The following is a 14,132-nucleotide window of genomic DNA, read 5'->3' as shown; positions in this document are numbered from 1 at the left end:
AAGTAAAAGTGACCTTTGTGAGCATAAAGTTATTTTGAAAAAGGTGTTGAAATTACATTGACTTATAAGCATGGACTGATTGATATAGGTTCAAATACGATACGCCTTGTTATTTATGAATACAAAAAAGGCAGAGGGTTTAAGCAAGTTGAAAACGTGAAAGTAGCTGCACGGCTTCGAAATTATTTAAGTAAAGAAGGAGTGTTAACAGCTAAAGGAATATATACCTTGCTTGATACGCTTAAAACGTTTGGAATTATTACCAGGCATCAGCAGCTCCCGCACGTTACCTGTGTGGCCACAGCTACCATCCGTCAAGCGGCTAATGCAAAAGAAGTTCTAGCGCTTGTAAAAAAAGAAACCGACTTTTCTATTCAACTATTGTCTGAATATGAAGAAGCCTACTACGGCTTTGTTGCCGTTATTCATTCCACTTCGATCGAAGAAGCCATTACAATTGACATTGGAGGGGGAAGTACGGAAGTTACGTATTTTCGCAATCGAGAGTTAGTGGAGTGCCACAGCTTTCCGTTCGGTGCCTTATCTCTGCGTCTAGAGTTCGTCAAAGGCAATATCCCCACTGCAGAAGAAAAAATGAAAATCCGCGATTTTGTAATCCGGCATTTCCATACTGTCCCGTGGCTTTTAAATCGCCAAGTTCCGATTGTAGCAATTGGAGGAAGTGCAAGAAGTATGGTGCAAGTGCATCAAGGTTTTATCCACTATCCTCTCGCCGGTCTGCATCAATATGAAATGAATTTAGCTGATATATTGCATGTGAAATCTGCTATAGGCTCATTGTCTTATCACAATCTTCAAAAGCTAGACCGCTTGTCAAAAGATCGTGCGGATACAATTTTGCCAGCGATTGAAGTATTTCAATCATTATATGAAACAGTGAACGCGACTCGCTTCATCTTAAGCCGCAAAGGCTTAAGAGAAGGGGTGTTATTTAAGGAAGCGTCTGATGCTAATATCCAGCCAATGTACCCCGATGTCATACAGCAAAGTTTTCAAGAAATAATGGAAGAGTTTGAAGTAAGTAAAGATTACGTCAAACAGCTTACGCGCACAGCTAGTATGATGTTTCAGCATCTTAAGGAGCAGGGACCGGTTGATTTAAAAGAGGATGACTTAGCGCTTCTTATAAAAGCTGCGCAAGTGTATGATATAGGAAAGTATATTGACGCGGAATCAAGCAGCCAGCATACGTTTTATGTGCTTGCTAATCGTACAATCGATGGTATTTCACATAGAGAACGTTTAAAGTTGGCACTTGTTTCTTCATATAAAGGGAAGTCTTCTTTTAGGCAATATGTTGCTCCTTTTAAAAAGTGGTTAACAAAAGAAGAACAAAAAAAAGTCCAGCTGCTCGGTTCGGTTTTAAAAATAGCTGACGGTTTACATGCAACAAAGCGAAATGTTGTTCAACATATTGACATGAAAAGCGATGAAAACACAGTTACGATTAAACTATTATGTACAAAAACCTTTCGTGCTGAACAATATCAGGCTGAAAAACAGAAAAAGCATCTAGAAAAAGTAGTGAAAAAAAATATTGTTCTTGAATTTACTAAGCTTTAGAATAACGCTGGATCGGTTAGAATATTCAGTATAGCTAACTAGATTAAATCCATTATCCTGGAAGGTGAGGCTAATGTTAGAAAGTAATCGCACTTATAAGCAAACCATACAAGTGGCTGATTCAGCTTATTACAATAATCGTGAATTGAGCTGGCTGGCTTTTAACAAGCGGGTGCTGGAAGAAGCAGTAGATACGAAAAATCCTTTGCTTGAGCGTTTTAAATTTCTAGGAATTTTCAGTTCAAATCTGGATGAGTTTTTTATGATTCGGGTAGCCGGATTAAAAGATCAAGTGAAAGCTGGATTTAGCAAACCTGAAAACAAAGCAGGCTTAACTCCTAAACAGCAGCTATTTTCTATCTCCAAACAAAACCACGATCTAGTCAAGCAGCAGTATGAGACGTATATTCACACACTTCTTCCCGAATTACAGAAATACGGGGTGGAAATCATTACGGTTGAAAAGCTGGAGAAATCAAATCTAGATAAGCTTGAACAGTATTTTGACGAGCAAATCTTTCCCGTATTAACTCCTATGGCTATTGATACCTACCGGCCGTTTCCCATGTTGATGAATAAAAGCTTGAACTTAGCAGTCGTCCTTTCAGAAAATTTAAATGATGAGCAGCAAATTGCCGAGATAAAAGGAAGGTTAGCTATCGTTCAAGTACCTTCGATGCTAACGCGCTATATTGAAATAGCCACGTCAGATTCTACCCGTCTATTTGTATTGCTAGAGGATGTAATTGCCTATTTTATTAAAAAGTTGTTTAAGGGATACCGCGTTTCTTCCGTTTCTCGATTTCGAATTACCCGCAACGCAGATATGACTATCCACGAAGAAGACGCTCAAGATTTACTAAAAGAAATTGAAGAAGAGTTACAGAAGCGAAAATGGGGAGCGGCTGTTCGGCTTGAGATTAAGAGTCCATATGACCAGGGTGTACTAGCGTATTTAAAGTCAGTACTTGAAATTGACGATGAAGATGTGTATGAGATCGAAGGACAGCTGGATTTAACCAGTTTATTTTCGTTTTATAGATTACTTAAATCTACGCATGAAGAGTTGGCTGAAAAAGCCTTTATTCCCAAGCTTACAACAGAGTTACACCCGGATCAAAATGTTTTCGACCAAATGGTTCAAAGAGATATTTTGCTTCACCATCCTTATGAATCGTTTAAGCCGGTACTTGATTTTGTCAACGGTGCAGCAGACGATGAAAATGTGCTCGCTATTAAGCAAACGTTATACAGGGTAAGCGGAGATTCTCCCGTTATTAAAGCATTAAAACGAGCGGCTGCAAAAGGTAAGCAAGTGACGGTACTAGTTGAATTAAAGGCGAGGTTTGATGAAGAGAATAATGTGCAATGGGCTAAAGAGCTAGAGCGGGCAGGGTGCCACGTGATATATGGAATGACTCATTTAAAAACGCATGGTAAAATTACGCTCGTGGTGAGAAGAGAAGGAGAGCATATTAAACGATTTGTTCATCTTGGTACTGGGAATTACAACGATGCGACAGCAAAGATCTATACGGATATAAGTCTTTTTACTGTCAACCGAAACATCGGGATAGATGCGGCCAATTTTTTTAATTACTTAAGTGGCTATACGCAAAAACCAGTATATCATCATTTATCCGTTGCACCATTTGATATAAGAAACGATTTTTTGCATCTCATTGATCAGGAAATCCATTATCACAGACGGTATGGAAACGGAAGAATTATTGGGAAAATGAACTCGTTGACGGATAAGGTTTTAATTATGAAGCTATATGAAGCTTCTATAGCGGGTGTGACAATCGAACTAATTGTTAGAGGAGCGTGCTGCTTGCGCCCTCAAATTCAAGGCGTTAGCGAGAATATAAGAGTAAGAAGCATTGTCGGACGATTTTTAGAGCATAGCCGAATCTATTATTTTCATCATAATAAACAGGAAAAGTTTTTCTTTTCATCTGCAGATATGATGACAAGAAATATGGTGAAACGAGTAGAAATTTTATTTCCTATCTTGGATACACATTTGAAAAAAAAAGTGTGGAAGTGGCTTGAAGTTATGCTTGCTGATAATGTAAAAGCACGAGAACAAGATCAAGAAGGGAATTATCATTACGTCATAAAAAAAGAACATGAGCTCTCTATTAATAGTCAAGAGATCTTTTGTCAATATGCTCTTTGCGACAATCAAGAATAACATAAAAAAAGCCGAATACTCGGCTTTTTAGTGATGTTATTATCTAGGAATGGGACCAACAGGACCGTATCCAGGTCCGTAGTATGTGTTATAAACAGGAGCACCGCCTCCATAGCCGGCACCAGGGTAGCCTCCTCCAGGAAATCCACCGCCGTAAAATGGAACTGGATAAGGATAAGGTGGTGGACAGCACCCAGGTCTGCCTCCAAAACCGCCAACAGCTAGTCCGCCAAGCAGCCCACCAGCTAAGCCAGCAACAAAAGGAAATCCAAAAAAGCGCTCGTCACCATTTGGAATATTACGATATCCTGTATAGGGATATTGATAGTACATAATTTAACCTCCTTGTCAGTTGTCTTTGTAGTGTATGGCTGAACGGAAGCTTTTGAGCCTGGTTTATTTCTTTAAGACTAGAATTAGGCGGTCATGATCAGCTAAAAAAAGACAATCAACATAAAAACGCCCTTACGGGGCGTTTTTATGTTGATTGCAAGGTGAAAAGCGTAATTTCAGGCGTAGCTAAAAAACGAAAAGGAATGCGAGTGGTTCCTAAGCCTCTATTCACATAAAGCTTCATTTTAGAATCTCCAACTTCGTACATTCCTTCAGGGTAAACCGTCCCAAAGGGCGGTGTAATCAAAGGACCGTAAAAAGGAATTTGAATTTGGCCTCCATGACTATGGCCGGAGAGCTGAAGATCCACTGGAAAAGGAGCTGCTTTGACAGCAACGTCAGGTTCATGAATCATAGCAATAGAAAAAATGTCCGGCTGTAATTGCCCTAGCGTTCCTTCATATTGTGGGTTCCCAAGCATAATATCATCGAGTCCACAAATATGAATGTAGCTTTTATCGGGCATGGACACCGTGTCAACTTCATTTACTAAAAGTCTAAATCCTGCGTCTTCAATGGCTTGTTTGTAGATATTTGTTCCATATCCCCCGTGATCATGATTACCATATATAGCATATTTTCCAAGAGGAGCCTGAAGCCTCTGTAAAATCGGAGGAATTCTTTCTGGATGCGGGTATTCATTAGGTACATCCATTAAATCTCCGGTAAATAATATAATAGTAGGCTTCAAATTATTTATGGTCACCATAAGCTGTTCTAGTTGTAATAAATCATAAGAGAGTCCAAGATGAATATCACTAAATTGTAAAATTTTTATTCCGTTAAAGCTTTTCGGAATGTTTTTAGAAGTAATTGTATGACGAACAATTTGCAGACGTCTAGGCTCAATATATTTGGCATATGTATACCCAAAAGACGTGGTGAGCAAAGACCCTAACGAAATAGACGCTAGTCCTTTCAAAAAAGATCGTCTTGTATACGTCTTTTTCATGCAAAATCAACCTATTCCTTATAGTTTTCAAGTTTTCATTATAGCATTGTTTTTTTTATCATCACAACGAGAAGTCTGCTTTTAAGTTAAATGGATAAAAGTTTCACTTTATTCAGAAAAAATAGTAAAATGATAGTTGTAAAACACTTATGTTTTGGGGAGGAATATAAATTGAAGAACAAGGTCGTAATTGTTACTGGCGGTTCAAGCGGAATGGGAAAACATATGGCGAAGCGATTTGCAGAACAAGGTGCTCATGTGGTAATCACAGGTAGGTCAGCCGATCGATTACAAGAGACAGAAAATGAAATTAAAACGTTTGATGGACAGGTACTTTCAGTGGTAATGGATGTACGCAATCCAGAAGATGTAGAACGAATGGTTCAAGAAACGGACAAGGCATTTGGCCAAATTGATTTTTTAGTTAATAACGCTGCAGGCAATTTTATATGTGCAGCTGAAGACTTATCCATTAATGGATGGAACAGCGTAATTAATATCGTATTAAATGGTACATTTTATTGCAGTTCCGCAGTAGGGAAATATTGGATCGATAAAGGTACAAAAGGGGCCATTACAAACATTGTGGCTACATATGCATGGAATGCAGGAGCAGGTGTTATTCATTCAGCTTGTGCCAAGTCAGGAGTTTTAACCATGACGCGCACGCTCGCGGTAGAGTGGGGAAAGAAATATGGTATACGGGTAAATGCGATTGCGCCGGGGCCGATCGAGCGAACAGGAGGAGCCGATAAATTATTTGAGTCAGAAAAAATGAAAGCGCGTACATTAAGTTCTGTACCACTAGGACGCCTTGGAACTCCTGAGGAAATAGCAGGATTAGCCAGTTTCTTATTCTCCGATGAAGCATCTTATATCAATGGGGAATGCATCACAATGGACGGGGGACAGTGGCTAAATCAGCATCCTTTTTAAGGTTGGATACGCACTAAAAAGTACAAAGCAAACCGAGAAGGGCTAGCAAAATTATGCTATTCGTATTATACTAACGTAAAGTGAACAAGGAGAGGGGAGAGTTGAGTGGACCCGTTAGATGTATTAACAAACATAGAGAAAACTCTTCCGTATTATCAAGCAATTTTTAGTGCAGATGGACATAGAGTAATTGGCTATGAAGTGTTGGCGAGGTTTCAAAATGAAGGGGAAATTGAAAGTCTCGGCCCATTCTTTCATGATGATGCGATTCCGGATGAATATCGCATAGAAGTTGATTATGCTGTTTTAACGCAAGCGCTCGAGCATATGTTGACCCAGGAAGAACAATTTTTAATTTTTATTAATCAGAACCCTAATTTATTAATGAACGATCATGGAGAATCCTTGCTAGAATTATTGCAACTTTTCGAAAATAAAGGATTATCTCTTGATCGAATTGTTCTCGAAATTACAGAACACAATTTTAGTGGAGATTTGGAATCACTTCAACACTTACTAAAGTATTATCAAACATATGGTATTAAGATTGCAATTGATAATATAGGAAAAGAAAGTAGTAATCTAGACAGGATTGGGTTGCTTTCACCAGATATCTTAAAAGTAGATTTACATATTCTGAGACAAACGGACATGGCGCAGTCGTATCAAGACGTATTGTATTCTTTATCTCTGTTAGCAAGAAAAATGGGTGCTACGCTTCTATACGAAGATATAGAAGCCTCCTATCAGCTGCAATATGCATGGAGAAACGGAGGCAGGTATTTTCAAGGTTATTATTTACATAAGCCGGCTGCTGAACTTGTCGATCCGAACATCTTAAAGGATAAACTAAAGGAACGTTTTGAAATGTATATCGCTCACGAAAAGAAAAAGCTGCTTGCTGTTTACCAGCTGACAGAACGCTTTCAAGATAAAATGCAGCAGGTAATGATAAAGTGCAGAAAGTTAGAAACGTATGACGATATGCTGCCTGTTATTGCAGAAGAACTATCCAACGTGTGTTTTCGCCTTTACATCTGCGATGAAAATGGATTTCAAAAGTCTTCTAACTATGTAAAGAAAAACGAGGATTGGATTCTTGAACCTGAATATGTAAAGAAAAATTGGAGCTGGCGCCCATATTTTCTTGAGAATATTATTCGAATGAGCTATGAAAAAAAAGGCATATTATCAGATTTGTATAATGATATTGAAACAGGTGAGAATATCCGAACTTTTTCGTATCCGATTGATAATATGCACTATATATTCCTTGATATTTCATATTCTTTTTTATACGAAAGAGACGTTTTGTAGAGAATAAATAAGTTGAAGTTAAACCGGCAACCAGCAAAAGTGGTTGCCGTTTTTTTATGTTTTTTTAGAGGAGAACGACAGTCGGTTATAGAGATATGCATAGGTAAAGAAAATTTCGGAATTCTAATAAAAAAGAAGTTAAGGAGCTGATTTAATTTGAAGAAAATATGCTTACTTGTCTTTTTGCTGATTGTCTTGTACTCAGGAAAGTCTGTTCATGCAGAAGTATCAGGAGAGATTAGGCATGAAATCTTTATAAATTTGCAGGACGCTTATCAGGCTCAGCTAAGAGCTGCGTCTGCTCATACTAATCAAGACGCTGTTCGTGAGCTGAAATTGTTTTTAGATGTTGAGTATGCATCTGTGTTTTTTAATGAGGCTCTCTTACAAAAAGCTCAAGGATATGTCGGAGAGGGCCCTGAATATTTAACACACTACATCCCTTTCTTTTCTTTCGATGAACAAACGAAGGTAGCTCTTCATTCCGACCAAAACAAAGCTTATGTCTATCAATTTTTTCCGGCTGTGCATAATGAAAGGGTAAAATACCAAGATCATTACGAAATGATCACGTTAGTAAAAAAACAAGGGAAATGGAAAGTGCAAAAGTTTATATATATATAGTAAGTAACACTCAAAATAGCCGAGAAAAGCTTATTTTGAGTGTTTCGGTTACCCGATGTTAAGAAGCTTCTCAAGCGCTTGAAGGTCAAATCCTCTGATAATTTCCTGGTCAACACGAATGGTCGGAGTGGAATAAGACTCTAACTCAGTAGTCATTCGTTTTCGAGCAGAAGCATCTTTAGATACGTCAAATTCTTTATAGGAAACGTGATGATGCTGTAAAAACTGTTTAACAATTTCGCAAGGTGGGCAAGCTGGTTGTGTGTACAACTCTATAGATCTCAATGAAAGCACCTCCCTATATTAAAATGAATGGTGTTAAAGTAGAATGAAGTTTTGTATGATACATAGTATATCGCTATGTTATTATAATAAAAAACGACATATATCGCTATAATAAGGCATTTTCTTATGAAAAATCACGTAAAGTACTTGTGTTTTTTTAGTATGTGGCATATAGTGAAATGGTGTCTTTTAAGTATTAGTTTAGATAAAGTATTTATTTGAATTGATATTGTAGAAAAGTCGAATGCGTAATGATGTAATAGGTGAAAGGAGAGATTATATGTCACAATTACAAGGTATTTTAACTCGTCTTGTGAATCTCCGTGAGCAAGCAAGTGGAAGTGAAGCGCCACAACGCTTCTTCGAAGTAGAGGGAAAAAGAATTTGCAGCGTGAAATATCATGCAAAAACTGAAACATACGAACTTGAAGTATATCAAGATGGTGAAAAGCCAGCCGTTTATCAATTTGATAACGTTGATATGATTGCAATTGAGATTTTTGAACTTATTCATTAAGGGATAAAGCAAAACGAATGCCGCAAAGGATTTTATACTTTGCGGCATTTTTTTGTTACTGCGTATGGAGTTTTTGCGGTGGCTTCTGTCCTATTTTCCCGAGAAATATCGACAAAGCGATAGCGGATTTTCTGATAAAGGGAAGGAACGGGTCGAATGCTGTAAAAAAATCAAAATAATAAATTCAGATAATTATGAACTTTCGTTGACACTTGTTTTAAAAGAATCTAGACTTAACATATAAGGGAAAACATCGAGTGTGCCTGCTTCTATTCCCTCTTAAAGGTTCGCATTTACGTAAGCAAGCTATTTTCATTTTGTAGCTTGTTCTTTTTCTCTTTACACGCATGGAAGTTATGAGAAATGGAAGGAGAATGTATAAATGATTGATATTGATCACAATCAGTTAAATCAAATTGAACTTCGAGATTTGCTTGTCACTTCTGATAAAGTTGCTCATGTTCAAGTGGGAAATAATTTAGAACATGCTTTGCTTGTGTTAACAAAGACTGGCTATACGTCCATTCCCGTATTAAATCCAAGGTTTCAGCTGCAGGGGTTCGTGAGCATGACGCTTATTTTAGATTCGATTTTAGGATTAAAGCGCATTGAATTTGAACGATTAGAAACCATGAAAGTAGAAGAAGTTATGAATCAAAATGTCCCTCGTGTCTCCATGAAAAAATCTGTATTAAAAGTCATAAATGCCATGATTAACCATCCTTTTTTGTGCGTAGAGAATGAAGATGGTATTTTTGAAGGGATTTTAACACGAAGAAATTTGTTGAAGTCATTAAGAAGGCAGTCCATCATTCTCCCGAAAGAGTCATTTCAATAATTTTTTTAAGAAATCGTGTTTCAGCCTATCTTTCTCCGTTTTTTTCTTATATGATAAAGGTAAAATGAAAGTAAAAAGAGGCTTGAAAGGAATAACTGAATGCAATTAATAGAATGTCGAATGCTCGTTGTATTAGCTCAAGAATTAAATATGAGAAAAGCTGCAGAGAGATTATTTGTATCGCAACCAGCTTTATCACAGAGGCTGCAAACCATTGAAAAAGCATGGGATACACAAATCTTCATTCGTTCGCAAAAAGGACTGTCATTAACGCCTGCTGGAGAAAAGATTGTTCAATTTGCAAAAGAAGTGGTAGAAAAAGAAGATCGGGTTCGTGAGGACTTGCATCATTTAGATAATGAAGTATATGGTACACTCAAATTAGCGGTGGCTTCGATTATTGGACAGCACTGGCTGCCGGCGGTGTTAAAACGCTATATGGATCGCTACCCACATGCTAAAATCTCTCTTGTAACCGGCTGGAGCAGTGAAATGCTTCGCTATCTGTACGAAGATGAGGTACATATTGGAATCATACGCGGAAATCCGGATTGGAAAGGCGTCAAAGAACATTTATTTACAGATCCTCTTTACCTAGTTGATTCAGAAATTGAAAGGGCAGCGGAAGTAGTAAATACTCATCGACCATTTATTCAATTTAAAAGTGACTCAACGTATTATCAAGAAATTTTAGAATGGTGGCATCGAGAGTTTCATACTACACCGAAGCGTACGATTGTAGTGGATCAGATTGAGACGTGTAAGCAAATGGCTTTAAATGGTCTTGGCTTCGCTATTTTACCATCGATTGCTATTAAAGAAGCTGGAAGCCATATTCACCGGACGCCGCTTCTGAAAGCAAATGGAGAGCCAATTACGCGAGACACTTCTTTAGTTGGATATGAATCAGCGTTTAAACTGAAGCAAGTTCGAGCATTTGTTGATATTGTACGTGAATATGTAAGAGAAACGGTATAAAGCGAGCCTAGATGCTCGCTTTTTTTATTTGCAATCGTTATCTTTTTATTAAAACGATAATGATGCTTGTCATTGTGAAAGCATTTTGTTACATTAAATGAGACATTGCTTACTTAGGAGGAATACATAATGAAAATGATGGATGCTAATGAGATTATCTCATTTATTCAAAACAGCACAAAATCAACACCGGTAAAAGTTTACGTAAAAGGTGAAGTAGAAGGAATTGACTTTGGTTCATCTTCTAAAACATTCGTAACGGGAAACACAGGTGTAGTATTTGGTGAATGGAAAGAAATCAAAGCTGCTATTGAAGCAAACGAAGGAAAAATTGAAGACTACGTAATTGAAAACGATCGCCGCAACTCTGCGATTCCTTTATTAGATATGAAAGGAATTAAAGCTCGTATTGAGCCAGGCGCTATTATTCGCGATCAAGTTGAAATCGGCGACAACGCTGTTATTATGATGGGTGCATCTATTAACATCGGCTCTGTGATCGGTGAAGGAACAATGATCGACATGAACGTAGTACTTGGTGGTCGTGCGACAGTAGGTAAAAACTGTCACATCGGCGCAGGTTCTGTATTAGCTGGTGTTATTGAGCCACCTTCTGCAAAACCAGTTGTAGTAGAAGATGATGTAGTAATCGGTGCTAATGCTGTTGTTCTTGAAGGTGTAACAGTAGGTAAAGGTGCCGTAGTTGCTGCAGGTGCAATTGTGGTAGAAGATGTAGCTCCTTACACAGTAGTAGCAGGTACGCCGGCTCGCGTTATTAAAGAAATTGACGAAAAAACAAAGTCTAAAACAGAAATCAAGCAAGAATTGCGTCAATTAAACGAAGAATAAGAAAAACGATCAGTTTGCGCTTTTTCTTTGCTGAATTAATCGGTTTTAGCGATTGGGATACTGAATCCTTGAACGTATCATATGGACAAGTTGGAAGCGTGGGCAACCACGCTTTCTTCTTTATTTCGTGAGGAGGACATACACATGGCTGAAAATGAATTTGTGAAAATAAGAAGAGAGCTACATAAAATTCCTGAATTAGGGTTTCAAGAGGTGAAAACACAGCGTTTTTTGCTTGATTATATTAATACTCTTCCGCAAGAGCGCTTAGAAGTAAAGACGTGGAAAACAGGACTCTTTGTTAAAGTACATGGTACAAATCCAACTAAAACAATAGGCTACCGAGCAGATATTGACGGTCTTCCTATCACGGAAGAAACGAATTATTCTTTTCAATCACAGCATGAAGGACTCATGCATGCCTGCGGACATGATATGCATATGGCCATTGGATTAGGCGTACTCACTTACTTTGCTCAGCATGAAATCAAAGATAATGTACTGTTTATCTTTCAACCTGCAGAAGAAGGTCCAGGAGGAGCACAGCCAATGCTCCAAAGCGACATCATGAAAGAATGGCTGCCAGATTTCATCTTCGCCCTTCACGTAGCGCCTGAATATCCGGTTGGGTCGATTGCGCTGAAGGAAGGGTTACTATTTGCTAACACGTCTGAGCTATTTATTGATTTAAAAGGAAAAGGCGGCCATGCTGCTTATCCACATACAACAAATGATATGGTAGTTGCTGCATGTCAGCTCGTTTCACAGCTTCAAACTATTGTTGCTCGCAACGTTGATCCGCTAGACAGCGCTGTAATTACAGTAGGAAAAATTCAAGGCGGGACGGTTCAAAATATTATTGCGGAGCGAGCTCGCATAGAAGGAACCATTCGCACGCTATCTCCTGAATCAATGACGCGTGTTAAAGAACGAATTGAAGCGATTGTTAAAGGAGTAGAAGTAGGGTATCAGTGCGAAACAGCCATTGATTATGGCTGTATGTATCATCAAGTATATAATCACCATGAAGTCACCCGAGAGTTCATGGAATTTGCCGAAGCGCAAACGGACGTGGATGTCATTGAGTGCAAAGAAGCAATGACAGGAGAAGATTTTGGCTATATGCTAAAAGATATTCCTGGATTTATGTTTTGGCTTGGCGTTCAGTCTGAATATGGGCTTCATCATGCAAAGCTGCAGCCTCATGAAGGCGCAATAGATATTGCGATTTCACTTATTACAAAATATTTTGAACATAAAGGCAATCAATAAATCGTATAATCATTTTTCCTTATGGCTAAATTAATACCATGAGGAGGTGGGCAACGATGGCACGAATTGGTGTAGAATACGGTTTAACAGATGTACAAGCTGCACTTCAGCAGCTCGGACATGAAGTGGTACAATTACGCAACGAAAGTGATGCACAAGGGTGCGATTGCTGTGTTGTAACAGGACAGGATTCAAACGTAATGGGGATTTCTGATGCAGTAACGCAAGGCTCAGTTATTACAGCTAGCGGATTAACGGCAGAAGAAATTTGTCAGCAAGTAGGCAACAAGGTACAAGGATAAAAGAAAGCCGAAGGAATAAATCCTTCGGCTATTTTTTATGCATGCTGAGGCTGCTTGGCATCTTCAGGCTGCTTTTTATCAATATTTACTTGGTGAGGGAACGGAATATCAATACCGTTTGCGTCAAACGCTTCTTTAAACTCTTTGCGAAGCTGACGTTCAATCCCCCACTGTTCACCGTTTTTAGCTTTGCCAACTACACGAAGCACAACGTCCGATGCGCCTAGACCCTGAACTCCTATCACATTTGGTCCTTCTACAATGTTTTCATTTGTTGCAGCAACGCGCTCGCATACTTTTTCTAGTACGGAAATAGCTTTGTCAATATCATCATCATACGAAATACCAATATCGATCAACGCGCGCATATTGCCTCGGGAATGATTGCTTAAGCTGGTAATTTCACGGTTAGGCACATAGTGTAGAGTTCCATCAAATCCGCGAATTTGAGTAGTACGAAGACCTACTGATTCGACAATTCCTGAAAAACTTCCGGTTGTTACATAGTCGTCAACATCAAGCTGTTTTTCAAGAAGTAAAAAGAAACCTGTTACAACGTCGCTAACCAGTCCTTGAGCACCGAACCCGATTGCTAGACCCACAACTCCGGCACCAGCTAATAGAGCTGTGGCATGGATATTTACTGCTTCAAGCAGCATAACGACAAAAATAAAAATAAGTACATATGAAAACACATTAACGGTTAAACTTTTGAGTGTGAGCATACGTCCGCGCGTAGCATTTTCGCGCTCGCTCATTTTTTCAAAGGAACGTTCAATAACTTTTTTACCAATTGCTCGTACAAGTAAAAATACAATGGTAATGGCAATGAGTTTTAACACAATAACTCCGGCATTGGTAAGAAGCTGTTCCCAGTTGATGTCTTGCATCTTAAACATTAGTTGTTCATCCTTCCTATGTTCTGTTTCAATATTAATAAGTGGGAATTTATTCTGTGGAAAAGATTTTGTAAGAGTATGAGCACATTTGTTTATTCCCGATATTAGACATGCTAAACTGAGAAGGTAAATAAATGCAACCCTTTTATAGCATTTTTTTGCTGAAGTCAGGGTTTAATTTGCCCTAAA

General features: G+C 38.4%; 15 protein-coding genes. 11 read left to right on the top strand and 4 right to left on the bottom strand.

Annotated elements, in window-relative coordinates; all coding sequences use genetic code 11:
• The first annotated feature begins 57 nt into the window (after positions 1–57).
• Entirely contained in the window at positions 58–1,584 is a 1,527-nt protein-coding gene (locus AC3WJG_RS10070; RefSeq protein WP_337133422.1) for a Ppx/GppA phosphatase family protein, read from the top strand.
• 73 nt (positions 1,585–1,657) lie between these two features.
• Positions 1,658–3,781, top strand: a complete 2,124-nt coding sequence (locus AC3WJG_RS10065) for an RNA degradosome polyphosphate kinase (protein ID WP_098248371.1) — start codon at positions 1,658–1,660, stop codon at positions 3,779–3,781.
• Positions 3,782–3,820: 39 nt separating this feature from the next.
• Here AC3WJG_RS10065 and AC3WJG_RS10060 read toward each other — a convergent pair whose 3' ends face one another.
• Together AC3WJG_RS10060 and AC3WJG_RS10055 are read right to left on the bottom strand one after the other, a co-directional pair.
• Complete coding sequence (locus tag AC3WJG_RS10060) at positions 3,821–4,114, bottom strand: hypothetical protein (protein ID WP_013082274.1); 294 nt, start codon at positions 4,112–4,114, stop codon at positions 3,821–3,823.
• A gap of 145 nt (positions 4,115–4,259) precedes the next feature.
• Positions 4,260–5,126, bottom strand: a complete 867-nt coding sequence (locus tag AC3WJG_RS10055; protein WP_013082275.1) for a metallophosphoesterase — start codon at positions 5,124–5,126, stop codon at positions 4,260–4,262.
• A 171-nt stretch (positions 5,127–5,297) separates the two neighbouring features.
• On the opposite strand from AC3WJG_RS10055, the gene fadH reads away from it, so the two are divergent.
• The 3 genes from fadH to AC3WJG_RS10040 all read left to right on the top strand — a co-directional run bounded on the left by fadH (position 5,298) and on the right by AC3WJG_RS10040 (position 8,003).
• On the top strand, positions 5,298–6,062 hold the full coding sequence (fadH, locus tag AC3WJG_RS10050) for a 2,4-dienoyl-CoA reductase (protein ID WP_098332285.1): 765 nt from the start codon (positions 5,298–5,300) through the stop codon (positions 6,060–6,062).
• A 105-nt stretch (positions 6,063–6,167) separates the two neighbouring features.
• Complete coding sequence (locus AC3WJG_RS10045) at positions 6,168–7,379, top strand: EAL domain-containing protein (RefSeq protein ID WP_337133421.1); 1,212 nt, start codon at positions 6,168–6,170, stop codon at positions 7,377–7,379.
• A gap of 156 nt (positions 7,380–7,535) precedes the next feature.
• Positions 7,536–8,003 carry a DUF3993 domain-containing protein gene (locus AC3WJG_RS10040; protein WP_492588191.1) on the top strand — a complete coding sequence of 156 codons (468 nt, stop codon included), beginning with the start codon at positions 7,536–7,538 and terminating at the stop codon, positions 8,001–8,003.
• A gap of 48 nt (positions 8,004–8,051) precedes the next feature.
• Here the strand turns inward: AC3WJG_RS10040 and AC3WJG_RS10035 are convergent, their stop codons facing one another.
• On the bottom strand, positions 8,052–8,288 hold the full coding sequence (locus AC3WJG_RS10035; RefSeq protein ID WP_013056034.1) for a glutaredoxin domain-containing protein: 237 nt from the start codon (positions 8,286–8,288) through the stop codon (positions 8,052–8,054).
• Between the two features lie 280 nt (positions 8,289–8,568).
• On the opposite strand from AC3WJG_RS10035, the gene AC3WJG_RS10030 reads away from it, so the two are divergent.
• The 6 genes from AC3WJG_RS10030 to AC3WJG_RS10005 all read left to right on the top strand — a co-directional run bounded on the left by AC3WJG_RS10030 (position 8,569) and on the right by AC3WJG_RS10005 (position 13,044).
• Complete coding sequence (locus tag AC3WJG_RS10030) at positions 8,569–8,805, top strand: YkuJ family protein (protein WP_013056035.1); 237 nt, start codon at positions 8,569–8,571, stop codon at positions 8,803–8,805.
• Between the two features lie 382 nt (positions 8,806–9,187).
• Positions 9,188–9,643: a cyclic-di-AMP-binding protein CbpB gene (cbpB, locus tag AC3WJG_RS10025; RefSeq protein WP_013056036.1), complete on the top strand. Its 456-nt coding sequence runs from the start codon at positions 9,188–9,190 to the stop codon at positions 9,641–9,643.
• A gap of 99 nt (positions 9,644–9,742) precedes the next feature.
• Complete coding sequence (gene ccpC / locus AC3WJG_RS10020) at positions 9,743–10,621, top strand: transcriptional regulator CcpC (protein WP_013056037.1); 879 nt, start codon at positions 9,743–9,745, stop codon at positions 10,619–10,621.
• Between the two features lie 129 nt (positions 10,622–10,750).
• Positions 10,751–11,470 carry a 2,3,4,5-tetrahydropyridine-2,6-dicarboxylate N-acetyltransferase gene (gene dapD, locus AC3WJG_RS10015; protein WP_013082280.1) on the top strand — a complete coding sequence of 240 codons (720 nt, stop codon included), beginning with the start codon at positions 10,751–10,753 and terminating at the stop codon, positions 11,468–11,470.
• A gap of 144 nt (positions 11,471–11,614) precedes the next feature.
• Positions 11,615–12,742, top strand: coding sequence for an N-acetyldiaminopimelate deacetylase (locus AC3WJG_RS10010; protein WP_028407934.1), 1,128 nt, complete (start codon positions 11,615–11,617; stop codon positions 12,740–12,742).
• A 56-nt stretch (positions 12,743–12,798) separates the two neighbouring features.
• Positions 12,799–13,044 (top strand): YkuS family protein, encoded by a 246-nt coding sequence (locus tag AC3WJG_RS10005; RefSeq protein ID WP_013056040.1) that lies wholly within the window; start codon positions 12,799–12,801, stop codon positions 13,042–13,044.
• A 35-nt stretch (positions 13,045–13,079) separates the two neighbouring features.
• Here AC3WJG_RS10005 and AC3WJG_RS10000 read toward each other — a convergent pair whose 3' ends face one another.
• Positions 13,080–13,943 carry a mechanosensitive ion channel family protein gene (locus AC3WJG_RS10000; RefSeq protein ID WP_013082282.1) on the bottom strand — a complete coding sequence of 288 codons (864 nt, stop codon included), beginning with the start codon at positions 13,941–13,943 and terminating at the stop codon, positions 13,080–13,082.
• Positions 13,944–14,132: the final 189 nt, after the last annotated feature.

Source organism: Priestia sp. FW507-14D1A (assembly GCF_058781295.1).
The sequence above is the reverse complement of the archived record's forward strand: the minus strand, read 5'-3'. Positions and strand labels throughout refer to the sequence as shown.

Excerpts from the sequence above, each read along its gene's own strand:
- AC3WJG_RS10005 (WP_013056040.1), top strand. The coding sequence starts at position 12,799 with ATGGCACGAATTGGTGTAGAATACGGTTTAACAGATGTACAAGCTGCA.
- AC3WJG_RS10030 (WP_013056035.1), top strand. The coding sequence starts at position 8,569 with ATGTCACAATTACAAGGTATTTTAACTCGTCTTGTGAATCTCCGTGAG.
- AC3WJG_RS10055 (WP_013082275.1), bottom strand. The coding sequence starts at position 5,126 with ATGAAAAAGACGTATACAAGACGATCTTTTTTGAAAGGACTAGCGTCT.
- dapD (WP_013082280.1), top strand. The coding sequence starts at position 10,751 with ATGAAAATGATGGATGCTAATGAGATTATCTCATTTATTCAAAACAGC.
- ccpC (WP_013056037.1), top strand. The coding sequence starts at position 9,743 with ATGCAATTAATAGAATGTCGAATGCTCGTTGTATTAGCTCAAGAATTA.
- cbpB (WP_013056036.1), top strand. The coding sequence starts at position 9,188 with ATGATTGATATTGATCACAATCAGTTAAATCAAATTGAACTTCGAGAT.
- AC3WJG_RS10060 (WP_013082274.1), bottom strand. The coding sequence starts at position 4,114 with ATGTACTATCAATATCCCTATACAGGATATCGTAATATTCCAAATGGT.
- AC3WJG_RS10010 (WP_028407934.1), top strand. The coding sequence starts at position 11,615 with ATGGCTGAAAATGAATTTGTGAAAATAAGAAGAGAGCTACATAAAATT.
- AC3WJG_RS10065 (WP_098248371.1), top strand. The coding sequence starts at position 1,658 with ATGTTAGAAAGTAATCGCACTTATAAGCAAACCATACAAGTGGCTGAT.
- AC3WJG_RS10000 (WP_013082282.1), bottom strand. The coding sequence starts at position 13,943 with ATGTTTAAGATGCAAGACATCAACTGGGAACAGCTTCTTACCAATGCC.